This window comes from Frigoribacterium faeni, assembly GCF_011761235.1.
GTDB lineage: Bacteria > Actinomycetota > Actinomycetes > Actinomycetales > Microbacteriaceae > Frigoribacterium > Frigoribacterium faeni_A.
Genome location: NZ_JAAOYW010000001.1, coordinates 414,053 through 429,530 on the forward strand (window position 1 = coordinate 414,053; position 15,478 = coordinate 429,530).

14 protein-coding genes are annotated in these 15,478 nt (G+C 73.2%); 11 read left to right on the top strand and 3 right to left on the bottom strand.

What is annotated here, in order from left to right:
* Positions 1-59 precede the first annotated feature (59 nt).
* The 5 genes from FHR78_RS01895 (at position 60) to FHR78_RS01915 (ending at position 4,739) form a co-directional block, all read left to right on the top strand.
* A complete protein-coding gene (locus FHR78_RS01895; protein WP_166758818.1) occupies positions 60-407 on the top strand; it encodes a helix-turn-helix domain-containing protein in 348 nt (115 codons plus the stop codon).
* Positions 404-1,684, top strand: coding sequence for a HipA domain-containing protein (locus FHR78_RS01900; RefSeq protein WP_166758819.1), 1,281 nt, complete (start codon positions 404-406; stop codon positions 1,682-1,684). Before FHR78_RS01895 ends, FHR78_RS01900 begins: the two co-directional genes overlap by 4 nt.
* Before the next feature lie 86 nt (positions 1,685-1,770).
* Complete coding sequence (locus FHR78_RS01905; RefSeq protein ID WP_166758820.1) at positions 1,771-2,097, top strand: DUF6504 family protein; 327 nt, start codon at positions 1,771-1,773, stop codon at positions 2,095-2,097.
* A gap of 94 nt (positions 2,098-2,191) precedes the next feature.
* Positions 2,192-2,878 carry a nicotinamide riboside transporter PnuC gene (gene pnuC, locus FHR78_RS01910; protein WP_166758821.1) on the top strand — a complete coding sequence of 229 codons (687 nt, stop codon included), beginning with the start codon at positions 2,192-2,194 and terminating at the stop codon, positions 2,876-2,878.
* 37 nt (positions 2,879-2,915) lie between these two features.
* On the top strand, positions 2,916-4,739 hold the full coding sequence (locus tag FHR78_RS01915) for a glycoside hydrolase family 15 protein (RefSeq protein WP_279589838.1): 1,824 nt from the start codon (positions 2,916-2,918) through the stop codon (positions 4,737-4,739).
* Positions 4,740-4,815: 76 nt separating this feature from the next.
* On the opposite strand, the gene FHR78_RS01920 is transcribed toward FHR78_RS01915, so the two are convergent.
* Both FHR78_RS01920 and FHR78_RS01925 read right to left on the bottom strand, forming a co-directional pair.
* A complete protein-coding gene (locus FHR78_RS01920) occupies positions 4,816-6,180 on the bottom strand; it encodes a glucose-6-phosphate dehydrogenase (RefSeq protein WP_166758823.1) in 1,365 nt (454 codons plus the stop codon).
* A gap of 180 nt (positions 6,181-6,360) precedes the next feature.
* A complete protein-coding gene (locus FHR78_RS01925; RefSeq protein ID WP_166758824.1) occupies positions 6,361-7,629 on the bottom strand; it encodes an aromatic acid exporter family protein in 1,269 nt (422 codons plus the stop codon).
* A 170-nt stretch (positions 7,630-7,799) separates the two neighbouring features.
* On the opposite strand from FHR78_RS01925, the gene FHR78_RS01930 reads away from it, so the two are divergent.
* From FHR78_RS01930 to FHR78_RS01940, 3 genes are read left to right on the top strand one after another with little or no spacing between them, the layout of a single operon-like run.
* A complete protein-coding gene (locus FHR78_RS01930; protein WP_166758825.1) occupies positions 7,800-11,288 on the top strand; it encodes a DNA polymerase III subunit alpha in 3,489 nt (1,162 codons plus the stop codon).
* A 10-nt stretch (positions 11,289-11,298) separates the two neighbouring features.
* Positions 11,299-12,321: a glutathione S-transferase family protein gene (locus FHR78_RS01935; RefSeq protein ID WP_166758826.1), complete on the top strand. Its 1,023-nt coding sequence runs from the start codon at positions 11,299-11,301 to the stop codon at positions 12,319-12,321.
* Complete coding sequence (locus FHR78_RS01940) at positions 12,318-12,653, top strand: TraR/DksA family transcriptional regulator (RefSeq protein WP_347878005.1); 336 nt, start codon at positions 12,318-12,320, stop codon at positions 12,651-12,653. The genes FHR78_RS01935 and FHR78_RS01940 overlap by 4 nt, the downstream gene beginning before the upstream one ends.
* Positions 12,654-12,699: 46 nt before the next feature.
* Here FHR78_RS01940 and FHR78_RS01945 read toward each other — a convergent pair whose 3' ends face one another.
* Entirely contained in the window at positions 12,700-13,380 is a 681-nt protein-coding gene (locus FHR78_RS01945) for a hypothetical protein (RefSeq protein WP_166758827.1), read from the bottom strand.
* A gap of 90 nt (positions 13,381-13,470) precedes the next feature.
* Between FHR78_RS01945 and rplU the strand changes: the two genes are divergently transcribed.
* The 3 genes from rplU to FHR78_RS01960 all read left to right on the top strand — a co-directional run bounded on the left by rplU (position 13,471) and on the right by FHR78_RS01960 (position 15,423).
* Positions 13,471-13,782 carry a 50S ribosomal protein L21 gene (rplU, locus tag FHR78_RS01950; RefSeq protein WP_123546218.1) on the top strand — a complete coding sequence of 104 codons (312 nt, stop codon included), beginning with the start codon at positions 13,471-13,473 and terminating at the stop codon, positions 13,780-13,782.
* Positions 13,783-13,797: 15 nt separating this feature from the next.
* Complete coding sequence (gene rpmA, locus FHR78_RS01955) at positions 13,798-14,067, top strand: 50S ribosomal protein L27 (protein WP_166758828.1); 270 nt, start codon at positions 13,798-13,800, stop codon at positions 14,065-14,067.
* A 180-nt stretch (positions 14,068-14,247) separates the two neighbouring features.
* Positions 14,248-15,423: an alcohol dehydrogenase catalytic domain-containing protein gene (locus FHR78_RS01960; protein ID WP_166758829.1), complete on the top strand. Its 1,176-nt coding sequence runs from the start codon at positions 14,248-14,250 to the stop codon at positions 15,421-15,423.
* Positions 15,424-15,478: the final 55 nt, after the last annotated feature.

Genomic DNA, 15,478 nt, shown 5'->3' on the forward strand with positions numbered 1-15,478 from the left:
ATCCGGTTGCCAGAGGCTCGTGAGCCTCTTATCATCGGATATCCACGTACAGGAGGATCATGACCGGATCAGCAGCCCGCGACGGAGCCGTGCGGTCCACCGACGAGTGGGAGGCGCGGATCGGCGACCAGGTCAGGGCCCTGCGCCTCGACGAGGGCCTCGACCAGATCTCGCTCGCACGCCGGGCCGACGTCTCGACGAGCACGCTCCAGTCGCTCGAGAACGGGCGCGGCAGCACCGTCCGGACCCTCGTCCGGGTCCTGCGCGCCCTCGACGCCGAGGACGCGCTCGACGCCCTGGCCCCGGCGAGCGCCGTGAGCCCCGTCGACGTGCTGCGGTCGTCGGCCGTGGCCCCGCGGCGGCGGGTCTACCGACCGCGGGCCCCGCGCGGGGACGACGCCTCGTGAGCTGGGTGCCGGTCCAGGCGGTCGAGGTGACCGCCTGGGGCGAGCGGGTCGGCGCGGTCGCCCTCGACCCGTCGCTGGGGGCGTACGTGTTCGAGTACTACCCGGACTGGGTCGCGCGGGGCGTGGAGCTCGCGCCGCTGACCATGCCGGTGCGTCGTCGGCGCCACGTGTTCCCGCAGCTGCCGGAGGCGACGTTCCACCGGCTGCCCGCCGTGCTGGCCGACGCCCTGCCGGACGACTTCGGCAACGCGGTGATCGACGCGTGGCTGGCGCGCCAGGGCGTGGGCCGGGGGGCCGTGACGCCGCTCGACCGGCTGGCGTACATGGCGGACCGCGCGATGGGGGCGCTGGAGTTCCGTCCGTCGCGGGGGCCTCGGCACCGCACGACGAGCGCGGTCGAGCTGAGCGACCTGGTGGCGGGGGCGCGGAGCGTGCTCGACGCGGAGTTCACGAGCGACCGGGAGACCGAGTCGGCGATCCGTTCGCTGATCCAGGTGGGCACGTCCGCGGGCGGGGCCCGGGCGAAGGCGGTGATCGCGTGGGACCGCGCGACCGGGGAGGTGCGCTCGGGCCAGCTGCCGGCTCCCGAGGGCTTCGAGCACTGGCTGCTCAAGCTCGACGGCATGGGCGGCGGCTCGGAGCTCGGGCAGGGCGACTCGTCGGGCCGGGTGGAGCTGGCGTACTCGGCGATGGCGGGCGCGGCGGGCGTCGACATGACCGAGTGCCGGCTGCTCGAGGAGGGCGACCGGGCGCACTTCATGACCCGTCGCTTCGACCGGCTCGAGTCGGGCAAGGCGCACTCGGTGACCCTGTGCGGCACGGCGCACCTCGACTACCGGCAGCGTCAGGTGCACGACTACGGGCAGCTGTTCGACGTGGTGTCCCGCGTCGCGGGGCGGGAGGCGCTGCCGCAGGCGTTCCGGCGGATGGTCTTCAACGTGCTGGCGGCGAACAACGACGACCACACGAAGAACACGTCGTTCCTGCTGCGGTCGCCGGGGTCGGCGTGGGAGCTGGCCCCGGCCTACGACGTCACGTTCGCGCACAACCCGACGGGCCGGTTCACCGACCAGCACCTGATGGGGGTCGACGGCGTGTGGCGCGATCCGGGCCGGGACGACGTGATGCGGCTCGCCGACCGGCACCTCGTGCCGGGCGCGTCGGACATCGTCGCCGAGGTGCACGACGCGGTCGCCGGGTGGCGCGGCTTCGCGGACGAGGCCGGGGTGCCCGACCGGGTCGTGCGGCACGTGGAGGAGAGCCTGCTGCCCTGGTGACGCGGCCCAGGGGCCGGCGCCCCTGGCCGATGTCGGGGGCGCTGCCTACACTCGTGTTCGAACACAGTTTCGAACGAGGAGGCGGCATGAGGGTCGACGAAGAGGTGCCGGTCGAGACGACCGAGAACGGGGCGCCGCTGCGGTTCGAGTGGCGCGGGGTGGTCTACGGCGTGGTGAGCCCGCCCGAGCGGTGGGTCACGCGGCGCGAGTGGTGGCGGTCGGCCGCCAGGGCGCCGCGCGGTGCCGGCGAGGGGCTGCTCGAGCTGCCGGTCTGGCGGGTGGACGCCCTGCCGCTGACCGACGGGGCGCACCGGGTCGACGGCACGTTCGACCTAGCCCGCGACGCGGCCGACGGCTCGTGGCTGCTGCTCGGGGTGTTCGACGACAGGGTCGAGCAGCAGCTGTTCGCGTGACGCCGCGAGACGGGCGGCGCCGAGGGGAATGCCCGTGGTGCCAGACTCGTTCCCCCGAGTGCTTCGCGGCGCCGTCACCGCGAGAGAGGGCTCCATGACACTGATCCGCTGGCTGTTCGACGCCCAGCTCGTGCTGGGCGACCAGACCATCCTGTGGCGCGAGGTGGTCGGCAACGTCTTCGGCCTGCTCAGCGCCCTGGGCGGCATGCGCCGCAAGGTGTGGGCCTGGCCGGTCGGCATCGTGGGCAACGCGCTGCTGTTCACCGTGTTCCTCGGCGCGGTGTTCGACACCCCGAACCCGGTGAACCTCCTGGGCCAGGCCGGGCGTCAGGTGATGTTCATCGCGGTGTCGATCTGGGGCTGGTACCGCTGGTCGCGCTCCCGTGACGGCTCGGCGGGCTCGGCCGTCGAGCCCCGCTGGGCGGGGTGGAAGAACCGGGTCGTGCTCGTCGTGGCCCTGTTCGGCGGCACGGCCGTGCTGACGCCGGTCTTCAGCGCCCTCGGCTCGTACGAGCCCGTCTGGGCCGACGCCTGGATCTTCACGGGCTCGCTGCTCGCGACCTGGGGCATGGCCAGGGGCTGGGTCGAGTTCTGGCTGATCTGGGTCGCCGTCGACCTGGTCGGCACGCCGCTGCTCTTCAGCGCCGGCTACTACGCCTCCGGGCTCATGTACGTCTTCTACGGCGCGTTCACCCTCGTCGGCTTCTTCGTCTGGGCGCGCACGCGCCGGCAGAAGCCCCTCGTCGAGACGGTCTGGCCCGACCCGACCCTGCAGCGCTGACCCGCGACGGGCAGGGCGGGGGCCGAGCCGCCGCTGGTTGGATGAGGGCATGCCCCTGCCCATCGAGAACTACGCGCTCATCGGCGACCTGCACACCGGATGCCTCGTGGGCACCGACGGCAGCATCGACTGGCTCTGCCTGCCCCGCTTCGACTCCGCCTCGACCTTCGGCGCGCTGCTCGGCGACCACGACTCCGGCCGCTGGCTGATCGCCCCCCGCGACGCCGCCGCCACGTCGACCCGCCGCTACGTCGACGGCACCTTCGTGCTCGTCACCACCTGGACGACGCCCACCGGCGTGGTCGAGGTCACGGACCTGATGCCCTGGGGCGACCGACGGGCCGACGTGGTCCGTCGCGTGACCGGCGTCTCGGGCACGGTCGAGGTGCACGTCGACCTGGCCATCCGGTTCGGCTACGGCACGGCCGTGCCCTGGGTGCGGCAGGTGCGCGAGGGGGACGACACGGCCCTGGTCGCCACCGCCGGTCCGGACGCCGTCGTCGTCCGGGGGCCCCGCCTGACCGCCACCGACCACACCCACGAGGCGTTCGTCACGGTCGCCGAGGGCGAGACGGTCGACTTCAGCCTGACCTGGTACCCCTCGCACCGGGAGCCGCCGACGTCGGTCGACGTCTCCGAGCGGATCGACGAGACCGTCCGCCGGTGGCAGGAGTGGGCCGACCGCTGCGCCGTCCCGGCCGCGTACGAGCGCGAGGTGCGCCGGTCCCTGCTCATCCTGCGCGCCCTCACGAACGAGGACACCGGCGGCATCGTGGCGGCGGCGACGACGAGCCTGCCCGAGCAGCCCGGCGGGTCGCGCAACTGGGACTACCGCTACGTCTGGCTGCGCGACGCCTCCATGACGCTGCAGGCGCTCATCCTGCACGGGTACGCCGAGGAGGCCGACCGGTGGCGAGGCTGGCTGCTGCGGGCCATCGCGGGCGACCCCGCCGACGTGCAGATCATGTACGGGCTGGCCGGAGAGCGCTACCTGCACGAGAGCGAGCTGGCCCAGCTGCCCGGCTACGGGGGCGCCTCCCCCGTGCGCGTCGGGAACGCCGCGTACAAGCAGTACCAGGGCGACATCTTCGGCGAGGTCATGGTGGCGCTGCACGAGGCCCGCCTGCTCGGCGTCGAGGAGACGGAGTACTCCTGGCCGCTGCAGCGTGCCCTGATGCAGTACGTCGAGGACAACGGGACCCGTCCGGACAACGGCATCTGGGAGATCCGCGGCGAGCTGCGGCACTTCACGCACTCGCGGGCGATGATCTGGGCGGCCCTCGACCGGGCGATCCAGGGGGTCGAGCAGTTCGGCCTCGACGGGCCCGTCGACCGCTGGCGTGCCCTGCGCGACGAGGTCCGCGCCGAGATCGAGACGAAGGGCTGGGACGCCGACCGGGGCACCTTCACCCAGTACTACGGCACCGCGGAGGTCGACGCCTCGCTGCTGCAGCTCGCCCAGGTGGGCTTCGTCGCCCCCGACGACCCGCGGATGCTGGGCACCGTCGCCGCGATCGAGCAGGACCTGCTGCACGACGGCCTGCTGCTGCGCTACCGCACCGAGAGCGGCGTGGACGGGCTGAGCGGGGCCGAGAACCCGTTCCTCACCTGCTCGTTCTGGCTCGCCGAGCAGTACGCGGCGTCCGGACGGGTGGACGACGCCGTCGCCCTGATGGACCGCCTGGTCGGGTACTGCAACGACGTCGGCATGCTGTCCGAGGAGATCGAGGTCGCCACGGGCCGGCACCTGGGCAACACGCCCCAGGCGCTCTCGCACCTCGCGCTCGTGCGCGCCGCCGACGCGATCGGCGCGGCCCGGGACCGCCGGGACGCGGCGCCGTCGGAGGCCGTCCCCGGCTGAGACGGCGACGGCTGAGACGGCGACGGCCGCCCTGCTCGGTGAGCGGGGCGGCCGTCGACGGTCCGGGGGCTGCGGGTCAGGCAGGCCACTCCGACGGGCCGGTCGAGCCCGCGGCGTAGGTGTCGAGCGGCACGTCGCCGGCCTTCCAGGAGTCGATGACCGGGGCGACGATCGCCCAGCAGCGCTCGGCGACGTCGCCGCGGATCGACAGCGTGGGGTCGTCGTGGAAGATGCCGCTGAGCACCTCGCCGTAGGGGGTGAGCTCGGGCTTGCCGAGGGTCACCTGGAACGTCGACTTCTCGAGGTCGAAGGGGTTGCCGACGCCGTTGGTGGTGACGCCGAGCTCCATCGTCTCGGGGCTGATCTCGATGCGCAGGGTGTCGGGGGTCGACGAGCCGCGCAGCCCCTCGGGGAGCGCGGGCACCGGCTTGAAGGTGATCAGCACCTCCTTGCGGATCTTCGTCATGCCCTTGCCCGAGCGGAGGATGAACGGCACGCCGGCCCAGCGGCGCGTCTTGACCTCGAACTCGACCTCGGCCAGCGTCTCGGTCTGGCGCTCGTTGTCGACACCGTCCTCGTCGGCGTAGGAGGGGACGTCCTTGCCGTCGATCGTGCCGGCCGTGTACTGCGCCCGGCGGCTCGACGCGACGGGGTCGCCGCCCTTGACCCAGGTCGCGCGCAGCACGCGCGCGATCTCGCTGCGGAGCTCGACCGAGTCGATGCTCGACGGGGCGTCCATCGCGATGACGGCGAGCACCTGCAGCAGGTGGCTCTGGATCATGTCGATCAGCGCGCCGGCCTTGTCGTAGTACTGCGCACGGCCCTCGAGGCCGAGGACCTCGTCGTAGAAGATCTCGACCTTCTCGATGTTGTCGCCGTTCCAGACGGGCTCGAACAGGCGGTTGGCGAAGCGGAGGCCGATCATGTTCAGCACGGTGGCGCGGCCGAGGAAGTGGTCGGTGCGGTGGATGCGCTCCTCCGGCACGATCTTCAGCAGCTCGGCGTTGAGCTCGCGGGCGCTCTGCTCGTCGGAGCCGAAGGGCTTCTCGAGGGCGAGGCGGAGGCCGTCGGGCAGGTCGATCTCGGCGAGCGCCTGGATCACCTTGGTGCTGATGGCGGGCGGCAGGGCGAAGTACATGACGGGGGTGCCCTCGGAGGCGGCGAAGAGGGCCTTCAGGTGCTCGACCGTCGTGGGGTCGCCCTGGATGTACCGGCTCGACGCCAGCGTCTTCTTCGCGAGGTCGCTGCCGGCGTCGCCGTTGAACGCGGTCTTGACGACGTCGTCCCATTCTTCGGGGCTGCGCTCGCTGCGGCCGGTGCCGATCAGCTGGACGTCGACCCCGCGGTCGCTCTTGAGCAGGCTCGCGAGGCCGGGCAGCAGGAGGCGCTCGGTGAGGTCTCCCGATGCTCCGAGGATGATGAGGGTGGTGGTGTCTGTCACAGGTACGGCTTCCGTGAAGGCGGCGACGGGTCGCCGCTCGGTGTGTGAGGGGTACGGGCTGCCGCGCCGGGGAGGGGCCGCGGCGCTCGTGACGGGCGTCCGCGGGCCCGGCGCAGGGCGCGACAGGGCGTTCGGCGACGATGCCTCGTCCACCGTACTGCCCGCGGGCGCCGACCGCCGTCAGCGTTCGCGGGGAGCGTCCTCGGCCTCGCCGTCGGCGGCCGGGCCTTGTGCCTCCTGGCGTCGCTCGCTGTCGCGCGGGGCGGTGTCGCGGGGCGCCGCGGGGTCGTCGACCGGGTCGCCCGCCGAGCCCGCGCCCTCGGCGTCCTCGTCGTCGTCGGGCCGGGGCGCCGTGGCGTCGTCGGGGTCGAGCGCGGCGATGATCCGCCCGAGGGAGACGGCGACCGAGACGCCGCCGCTCGTGGCGACGGTCGGCAGCTCTCGGTGCTCGTCGATCGCCTGCCAGAGCTCCTCGACGTCGCGGCGGGCCGTGACGAAGACGTCCCGGTCGTCGCCGCCGCGCCTCCTCACGACCTCGCCGACGCTGCGCACGGCGCGGGCCACGACGGGGGCGAGGTCGTCGACGATGCCGATCTGGCGGCCGATGCGGCGGCCGAGGATGCCGGAGACCTCGGCGATGTCCTGCAGGTGGAACCCGACCCGCTCGAACACGACGAGGTCGGCGTACTCGGAGCCGAGGTCGCGGCGGCGCAGCACCCCGCGCGGGTTGAGGCGGCGGGACTCGTCGGCGTACTGGACGGTGTCGCGGACGTGTCGCAGGGTGCTCGGCAGCACGGCGACGCGCCGCTCCCAGTCGTCGTCCTCGATCGGCCACTCGGCCTCGAACACGGTGGCGACGTCGTCGGCGCGGTCGGCGAGCGACGCCTGGACGCGCCGCAGCCGCTGCTCGGCCCGCCCGGTGTAGAGCGGCGGGACGATCAGGAGGTTGACGGCGACGCCCACCACGACGCCCACGCCGACCTGCACGACGTAGCCGGTCGAGTAGTCGCCCGCCTCGCCTCCCCCGAGCAGCAGGACGAACAGGCCGGCGGTGAGGACCCAGTCCCGCCCCGCCCCGAGCCAGCGGATCCCCGCGATGAGCGTCCCGAGGCCGACGACGAGCGCGACGGCGAGGACGCCGGGCCTGCCCTCCTGCAGCGAGAAGACCGTCGAGGCCAGCCCGACGCCGATCACGAGGCCGAGCAGCGTCTGCAGGCCCTGCTTGAGCGAGGTCCGGATCGTCGGCCACATCGCCAGCACGGCCCCGAGGGGCGCGTAGTAGGGGTACTCGGCGGCGACGCCCGGCACGTGGGGCGCGATCCAGTAGGCGAGGCCCGCGGCGAGCGCGCCCTTCGCCGCCATGAGGAGGCGGGGCTGCGCGAGCAGCGTGCGCGTCCACCGGGTGGCCGTGCGCGCGGAGCCGTGCGCGGCGGCGGGGCGGTCGGACATGTGCCGATGATGGCACCCGGCCGCGGTCGTCGGCTGGGTCGTCGTACCCCGTCCTGCGGCCGGAGGCCGGACGGTGTCGCCCGGGCCCGTCGTCGTCGTACACTGGTCGAACACACGTTCGAACCGACCTCGGCCGGGAGGTCCGACGAGAGAAGCACCGAGGCAGCCCGATGCGTTTCACCCACCTGCACGTGGCGTCGTCGTTCAGCGCGCACTACGGCACGACTCCCCCGGCCCAGCTGGTCGAGCGCGCCGCGGCGCAGGGCGCCGACGCGCTGGCGGTCACCGACCGCGACGGCCTCTACGGGGCGATCCGGCACATCGGCGCCTGCCGGGCGGCGGGCATCGACCCGGTCGTCGGCGTCGAGCTCGGCTGCCTCGACGACACCGCCGAGGAGGCGGGGGGCGCGACGGCCGCGGCCGGTCCCGGGGGCGGGGCCCGCACCTCCTCGGTCGACCGGATCGTGGTGCTCGCGCACGGGGCGGGCGGCGGCCGTGCGGGGGCGGGCTGGGCCTCCCTCTGCCGGGTGATCAGCGCGGCGCACGGCCGGGCGACGCGACGGGTGAGCGGCAGCGCCAACAGCGTCGCGACGATCCCGCGGTCGCGGCTGCGGTCGTTCCTGCGCGGCGACGAGGGCGCCGACGCGACGGTGCTGCTCGGCCCCGACTCCGACGTGGGCCGCCTCGTGGCCGAGGGGCGGCACACGGCCGCGGCGGCGTCCCTGGCCGCGTGGGCCCGCGAGCTGCCCGGCGGGGTGGTGGTCGAGGTGGTCTGCCACCTCACCGAGCCCGGCGAGAGCCGCAGCGTGCGGCACGCCGCACGGATGCTCGAGCTCGCCGAGCACGTCGGGGTGCCCGCCGTGCTCACGAACGCGGTCCGGTACCTCGACGCCGACGGGGCCGTCACGGCCGACGTGCTCGACTCGGCGGGCCACCTGGCGCCGCTGGGGGCGTTCACGCCGCAGCCGAACGCCCAGGCGTCGCTCAAGCCGGGCGACGAGATGCGGGCGCTGGCGATGCTCGTGGCCGACGCCTCGACGTGCCCCCGCCGGGCGGCGGAGGAGATGCTGGCCGAGACCGAGCGCCTCGCCGACCGGTGCCGCCTCGACCCCGAGGCCGACCTGCGCTGGCGACGGCCGAAGACGCCCGAGCTGAGCGCGATCGGCGTCGAGGGCGACCCCGACCAGGTGCTGTTCCGGCGGGCCGAGGCGGGCGTCACCGAGCGCTTCGGGCACGCCGACCAGGCGCTGCGCCGCACCGTCGACGAGCGGATGCGCTACGAGCTCGGCATCATCACGGGGTTCGGCTTCGCCAGCTACTTCCTCACCGTGGCCGACGTCTCGGCGCTCATGCGCGACATGCGGGTGCGCAACGCGGCCCGCGGCTCGGGCGCCGGCAGCCTCGTCACCTACCTGCTGCGCATCTCGAACGTCGACCCGATCGAGCACGACCTGCTGTTCGAGCGGTTCCTCGGCAACAAGCGCGAGACCCTCCCCGACATCGACATCGACGTCGAGTCGGCCCGGCGGCACGAGATCTACCGGGCGATCTTCGACCGCTACGGCAGCAACCGCGTCACGCTGATGTCGATGCAGTCGACCTACCGGGGCCGGGGCGCGGTCCGCGACGCCGGCCAGGCGCTGGGGCTCGACGACGACCAGATCGACCTCGTGGCGAACAACGTCTGGCGCTCGAACGCGCGCGACCTGCGCACCGCGATGGCCGAGAAGCCCGAGCTGCGCGCCATCGCCGACCTCGCCCGGCAGAACGGCCAGATCGACCTGCTCGTCGACCTCACCGAGCGGCTCGACCGGCTGCCGCGGCACATCTCGATGCACCCGTGCGGGGTGATCCTCGGCGACGCCGACCTGCTCAGCACCACCCCGGTGCAGCCGAGCGGCATCGGCCTGCCGATGAGCCAGTTCGACAAGCACGACATGAACGACGCCGGGCTGCTGAAGCTCGACGTGCTCGGCGTGCGGATGCAGAGCTCGATGGCCTACGCGCTCGACGAGATCGAGCGCGTGAACGGCGCCCGGGCGGCCCTGGCGGGCGGGCTCGCCGTCGACGTGCCCTACGTCGACCGGCGGGGCCGGGTCGAGCTCGACGAGATCCCGCACGACGACGAGCCGACCTTCGAGGCGATCCGCACCACGCACACCCTGGGCATGTTCCAGATCGAGAGCCCGGGCCAGCGCGAGCTGATCGGCAAGATGCAGCCCGACCGCTACAGCGACCTCATCGCCGACATCTCGCTGTTCCGGCCCGGCCCGATGAAGGGCAACATGGTCGCCCCGTTCCTCGACACGAAGCACGGGTTCCAGCGGCCCGACTACCTGCACCCGAGCTTCGCGCCGTTCCTCGACGACAGCTACGGGGTGGTGATCTACCACGAGCACGTGCTGCGCATCCTCGAGGCGACGATGGAGGTCACCCTCGCCGAGGCCGACGAGATCCGCCGGCACATGGGCAAGGGCGACGACGACGCCCTCGAGGTCGAGTTCCGCCGACGCACGACGGCGAACGTCGACGACGACGGCCGGAGGCGCTTCACCGACGCGCAGGTCGACAAGATCTGGGCGGTGCTCAAGGGGTTCGGGTCGTTCGGCTTCTGCAAGGCGCACGGCGCCGCCTTCGCGCTGCCGACGTACCAGACCGCATGGCTGAAGACCCACTACCCGGCCGAGTTCCTCGCCGGGGTGCTCACCCACGACCCCGGCATGTACCCGAAGCGCCTGCTGCTGACCGAGGCGCGGCGGATGGGCGTGCCCGTGCTGCCCCTCGACGTGAACGCGTCGACCGACGTCTACCGGGTCGAGCGGGTGCGGGCGCCCGCGACGCCGATCGCGCCGAGCCGGCCGGGCGACCTCGGCATCCGCCTGTCGCTGTCCGACGTGCACGGCATCACCGACTCCGAGCTCGCGCGCATCGTCGTGGGCCGGCCGTACGAGTCGATCACCGACTTCTGGCAGCGGGCGACGCCCTCGCGGCGGCTGATCGAGCGGCTGGCGCAGGTCGGCGCGCTCGACTCGCTCGCCGGTCCCGGCCGCACCCGCGGCGACGTGCTCGCCCGCGTCCGGTCGCTGACGCAGCGCACCGCCCGGCCACGCGCCTCCGACGTGCAGAACCAGCTCGACTTCTCGGTCGACGACTCCGCCGAGGTGCCCACGGGCACCCCCGACGTGAGCGTGCGCGACCGGGTCGGCGACGAGCTCGACATCCTGTCGATGGAGGTCACCGAGCACGTGGTCGAGAGCTACCGGCCGATGCTCGACGACCTCGGGGTCGTCCGGGCGGCCGACCTGCGCGACCACTGGAACGGCACGACCGTGCTCGTCGCCGGCATCCGCATCGCCACCCAGACCCCGCCGATGCGCAGCGGCAAGCGGGTCGTGTTCATCAGCGTCGACGACGGGACCGGCTGCGCGGACGCGACCTTCTTCGAGGAGGCGCAGGCGCGGTCCGGCCCCCTCCTGTTCGGCACGAAGCTGCTGCTGATCCAGGGGCGGACCCGCCGCACCGGCGAGCGCGGCATCTCGCTCGAGGCCGAGGCCGCGTGGGACCTGAAGGCGATGTGGCGCGACTGGCAGGCGGGCCGCGCCGCGGCGGGGGCGACCGAGGGCCACGGGCTGCCCGACCTCTCGGACGCGTCTGCGTAGGGTGGCGGGCATGAGCGACGACCAGCAGGCGAAGGGCACGTACGTCGAGCCCGGCCAGGAGTACACCCGCGACACGAACTACATCGAGGACCGCGTGACGCGCGACGCCGTCGACGGCTGGCCCGTCGAGGCCGGCCGCTACCGGCTCGTCGCCGCCCGCGCCTGCCCCTGGGCGAACCGCACCGTCATCTCCCGCCGCCTGCTGGGCCTCGAGGGCGCGATCTCGCTCGGCCTGCCCGGCCCCACCCACGACGCCCGCAGCTGGACCTTCGACCTCGACCCCGACGGCCGCGACCCGGTGCTCGGCATCGAGCGCCTGCAGGAGGCCTTCTTCGCCCGCACGCCCGACTACCCGCGCGGCATCACGGTGCCCGCGCTCGTCGACGTGCCGAGCGGCAAGGTCGTCACGAACGACTTCCCGCAGATCACCCTCGACTTCGCCACCGAGTGGACCGCACACCACCGCGAGGGCGCGCCCGACCTCTACCCCGAGCACCTGCGGGCCGAGATCGACGAGGTGAACGCGGTGGTGTTCCGCGACGTGAACAACGGCGTCTACCGCGCCGGTTTCGCCGGGTCACAGAAGAGCTACGAGCGGGCCTACCGCACGCTCTTCGAGCGCCTCGACCAGCTCTCCGACCGCCTGGCCGACCAGCGGTTCCTCGTCGGCGACACCATCACCGAGGCCGACATCCGGCTGTTCACCACGCTGGCCCGATTCGACGCGGTGTACCACGGCCACTTCAAGTGCAACCGGTCGAAGCTCACCGAGATGCCGGTGCTCTGGGCCTACGCCCGCGACCTGTTCCAGACGCCGGGCTTCGGCGACACCATCGACTTCGCCCAGATCAAGGCGCACTACTACGTCGTGCACAGCGACATCAACCCGACCGGCATCGTCCCCGCCGGCCCCGACCCGTCGGGCTGGCTGACCGAGCACGGCCGCGAGCAGCTCGGCGGCCGCCCCTTCGGCGACGGCACTCCCCCGGCCGCCCCGCCCGAGGGCGAGCGGGTGCCGCCGCTCGTCGCGTGATCGACCCGAGCGACCGGCTGCGCAGCACGCGCGACGAGGCGGTCGCGCTGGCCGCCCGCCTGCTGCGCGACATGGAGGCGGTGGCCGAGGCCCGCGAGGGCGCGAACGTCGACGACGAGCACGACCCCGAGGGCTCGACCATCGCCTACGAGCGGTCGCAGCTCGACGCGGTCCGGCGCTCGGCGCTCGACCGCGCCGCCGACGCCGAGGCGGCGCTCGCCCGGCTCGCCGCCGGCACGTTCGGGCGGTGCGAGCGCTGCGCCGCGCGCATCGGCGAGGCGCGGCTCGAGGCCCGGCCCACCGCCCGGCTCTGCATCGACTGCGCGACCTGACCCGCGCCTCCTCGGCTCTCGGCCCCGGGCCGGCCGTGCGCCGTCGTCAGGAGGCCGGTGTCGCCCCGGCCCCGTCGCCCTCGCCCGGAGCGGGCGGGAGGGCGTAGACGCCGTGGCCCGTCCGTGCGATGACCTGCTGGCGCGCCAGCACCGAGAGGGTCGACAGGACGCTCGAGCGCCGGTAGCCGGGCAGGGCCGCGACGATCTCGGTCGTGCGCAGCGCCCCCGCCCGCAGCACCTCGGGGATGCGCTCCGCGAGCGAGTCGCCCGGCGCACTGCCCTCGGCGGTGCCCGCGACGCCGTCGGCCGGCACGGCCGCGCCCACCTCGGCGGCGTACTCGGCGCGGGCCTGCGCGAGGCCCTCGGCCGTCACGCGCGTGGTCGCGCCGTCCGGCCCGGCCGGCTGCGCGTACGGCGCCAGGGTCAGCGAGCGGCCGACGCGACCGTGCACGGCGGACGCGCTGGTGCCCTGGTGCTCGGCGATCTCCGGGTAGGAGGCGCCCCCCAGCAGCAGGACCGCCTCGCCCTCCAGCCCCAGCCACTGACCGAGGCTCGCGATCTCCCAGCCCGCGGCCGTGACGGCGGAGCCCCACACCTCGATGTCGTCCGCGTGCTCGGTGGTGAGGACGCGGAGGTCGTCGAGCAGCTCGAGCAGGCGCCCGCGCGCGTCGTCGACGATCTCGGCCGTGAACTGCGGCGGGCGTCGAAGTTTGATCGGTCGTGACATCTGTGAAAGACTATCCAAGTTGTCCGAGCGGCAACGCGACGTCGTCCGGCGATCCGGGCGTCACATCCCCCATTCTTCCCAGGAGTTCCCATGGCATTCGCAATCGTGCGCGCCGGCGGCCGTCAGGAGAAGGTCGAGGTCGGGACGATCCTGACCGTCGACCGCCTCAAGGCCTCGGCTTCCGACACCGTCTCGTTCGTCCCCGTCCTTCACGTCGACGGCGACACGATCCTCACCGGCGACGACCTCGCGAAGGTCACCGTCGAGGGCGAGGTCCTGAACGACCTCCGCGGCCCGAAGATCGTCATCCAGAACTACAAGAACAAGACCGGCTACAAGCGTCGCATGGGCTTCCGTGCCGACCTCACCCGCGTCAAGATCACCTCGATCACCACCAAGTAAGGGAGCTGAGCACTCATGGCACACAAGAAGGGCGCATCGTCCACCCGCAACGGTCGTGACTCGAACGCACAGCGCCTCGGCGTGAAGCGCTTCGGCGGCCAGGTCGTCCTCGCCGGCGAGATCCTCGTCCGCCAGCGCGGCACCCACTTCCACCCCGGCGCCAACGTCGGTCGTGGCGGTGACGACACCCTGTTCGCCCTCGCCCCCGGCGCGGTCGAGTTCGGCAACAAGGGCGGCCGCAAGGTCGTCAACATCGTCGCGACCCAGGTCGCGGTCGACGCGTAGCACCCGGTCCGCGCCCCGCGCGGCCCGTCCGACGGCGGTCGTCCCCTCACGGGGGCGACCGCCGTCGTCGTCCCCGGGGCCTCCGACGCCGCCCTCGGGCCCGTGACGGCGGCCGGGTCCCCCGCCGATGTACCCCGCCCGGTCCAGGCCGCTCCCTGGGCCCCGGCGTAGACGGGATACATGAAGGCTCTCACCTACCAGTCCATCGCCGACGTCGCCGTCACCGAGGTCCCCGACGCCGCCGTCGTCGACCCCACCGACGCCGTCATCAAGGTGACCTCCGCCGCCATCTGCGGCAGCGACCTGCACCTCTACGACGTCCTCGACTCCTACCTCGACAAGGGCGACGTGCTCGGCCACGAGACCATGGGCGTCGTCACCGCCGTGGGCTCCGAGGTCACGCGCATCCAGGTGGGCGACCGCGTCGTCGTCCCCTTCGTCATCGCCTGCCGCGAGTGCTACATGTGCCAGCGCGGGCTGTTCTCGCAGTGCGAGACCACGCAGGTCACCGAGTACGACTCGGGCGCCACCCTGTACGGCTTCTCGAAGCTCTACGGCCAGGTCCCCGGCGGCCAGGCCGAGCAGCTCCGCATCCGTCGCGCCGACGCCAACCTCGTCAAGGTCGGCCACGAACTGCCCGACGAGCGCTACCTGTTCCTCAGCGACATCCTCCCCACCGCCTGGCAGGGCGTCGAGTACGCCCAGGTGCCCGAGGGCGGCACCCTCGTCGTGCTCGGCCTGGGCCCCGTCGGCCAGTTCGCCAGCCGCATCGGCGTGCACCGCGGCTACCGCGTCATCGGCGTCGACCCCGTCCCCGAGCGTCGCGCCATGGCCGAGCGCCACGGCGTCGAGGTCGTCGACCTCACCAAGGACGTCACCGAGGTGCTGCTCGGCATGACGGACGACCGCGGACCCGACTCGGTCCTCGACGCCGTCGGCATGGAGGCGCACGACCACGGCGGCGTGAGCATGGTGCAGAAGTTCGCCGCCGCCCTGCCCGACAAGATCGGCCAGGCCGTGATGGAGAAGACCGGCATCGACGCCCTCGGCGCCATGCACCTCGCCTTCGACGTCGTCCGCCGCGGCGGCACCGTCTCGCTCAGCGGCGTCTACGGCGGCACGGCCGACCCGACCCCGTTCATGATGCTGTTCGACAAGCAGATCACCATCAAGATGGGCCAGTGCAACGTCCACAAGTGGATGGACACCCTGATGCCCCTCGTCGAGGACCCGGCCGACCCGCTCGGCACCGAGGACCTCGTCACGCACCCCGTGCCGCTCGACCGTGCACCCGAGATGTACGAGCTGTTCAAGAAGAAGGAGGACGGCTGCATCAAGGTCGTCCTCAAGCCCTGACCGGGCTGCACCACCTGCTCACCGGGCCGGTCCCGGGGTCGACGTCCGCGCCTCC

Coding starts and splice junctions, on each gene's coding strand:
- FHR78_RS01895 (WP_166758818.1), top strand. CDS start 60: ATGACCGGATCAGCAGCCCGCGACGGAGCCGTGCGGTCCACCGACGAG.
- FHR78_RS01905 (WP_166758820.1), top strand. CDS start 1,771: ATGAGGGTCGACGAAGAGGTGCCGGTCGAGACGACCGAGAACGGGGCG.
- pnuC (WP_166758821.1), top strand. CDS start 2,192: ATGACACTGATCCGCTGGCTGTTCGACGCCCAGCTCGTGCTGGGCGAC.
- FHR78_RS01925 (WP_166758824.1), bottom strand. CDS start 7,629: ATGTCCGACCGCCCCGCCGCCGCGCACGGCTCCGCGCGCACGGCCACC.
- FHR78_RS01930 (WP_166758825.1), top strand. CDS start 7,800: ATGCGTTTCACCCACCTGCACGTGGCGTCGTCGTTCAGCGCGCACTAC.
- FHR78_RS01935 (WP_166758826.1), top strand. CDS start 11,299: ATGAGCGACGACCAGCAGGCGAAGGGCACGTACGTCGAGCCCGGCCAG.
- FHR78_RS01945 (WP_166758827.1), bottom strand. CDS start 13,380: ATGTCACGACCGATCAAACTTCGACGCCCGCCGCAGTTCACGGCCGAG.
- rplU (WP_123546218.1), top strand. CDS start 13,471: ATGGCATTCGCAATCGTGCGCGCCGGCGGCCGTCAGGAGAAGGTCGAG.
- rpmA (WP_166758828.1), top strand. CDS start 13,798: ATGGCACACAAGAAGGGCGCATCGTCCACCCGCAACGGTCGTGACTCG.
- FHR78_RS01960 (WP_166758829.1), top strand. CDS start 14,248: ATGAAGGCTCTCACCTACCAGTCCATCGCCGACGTCGCCGTCACCGAG.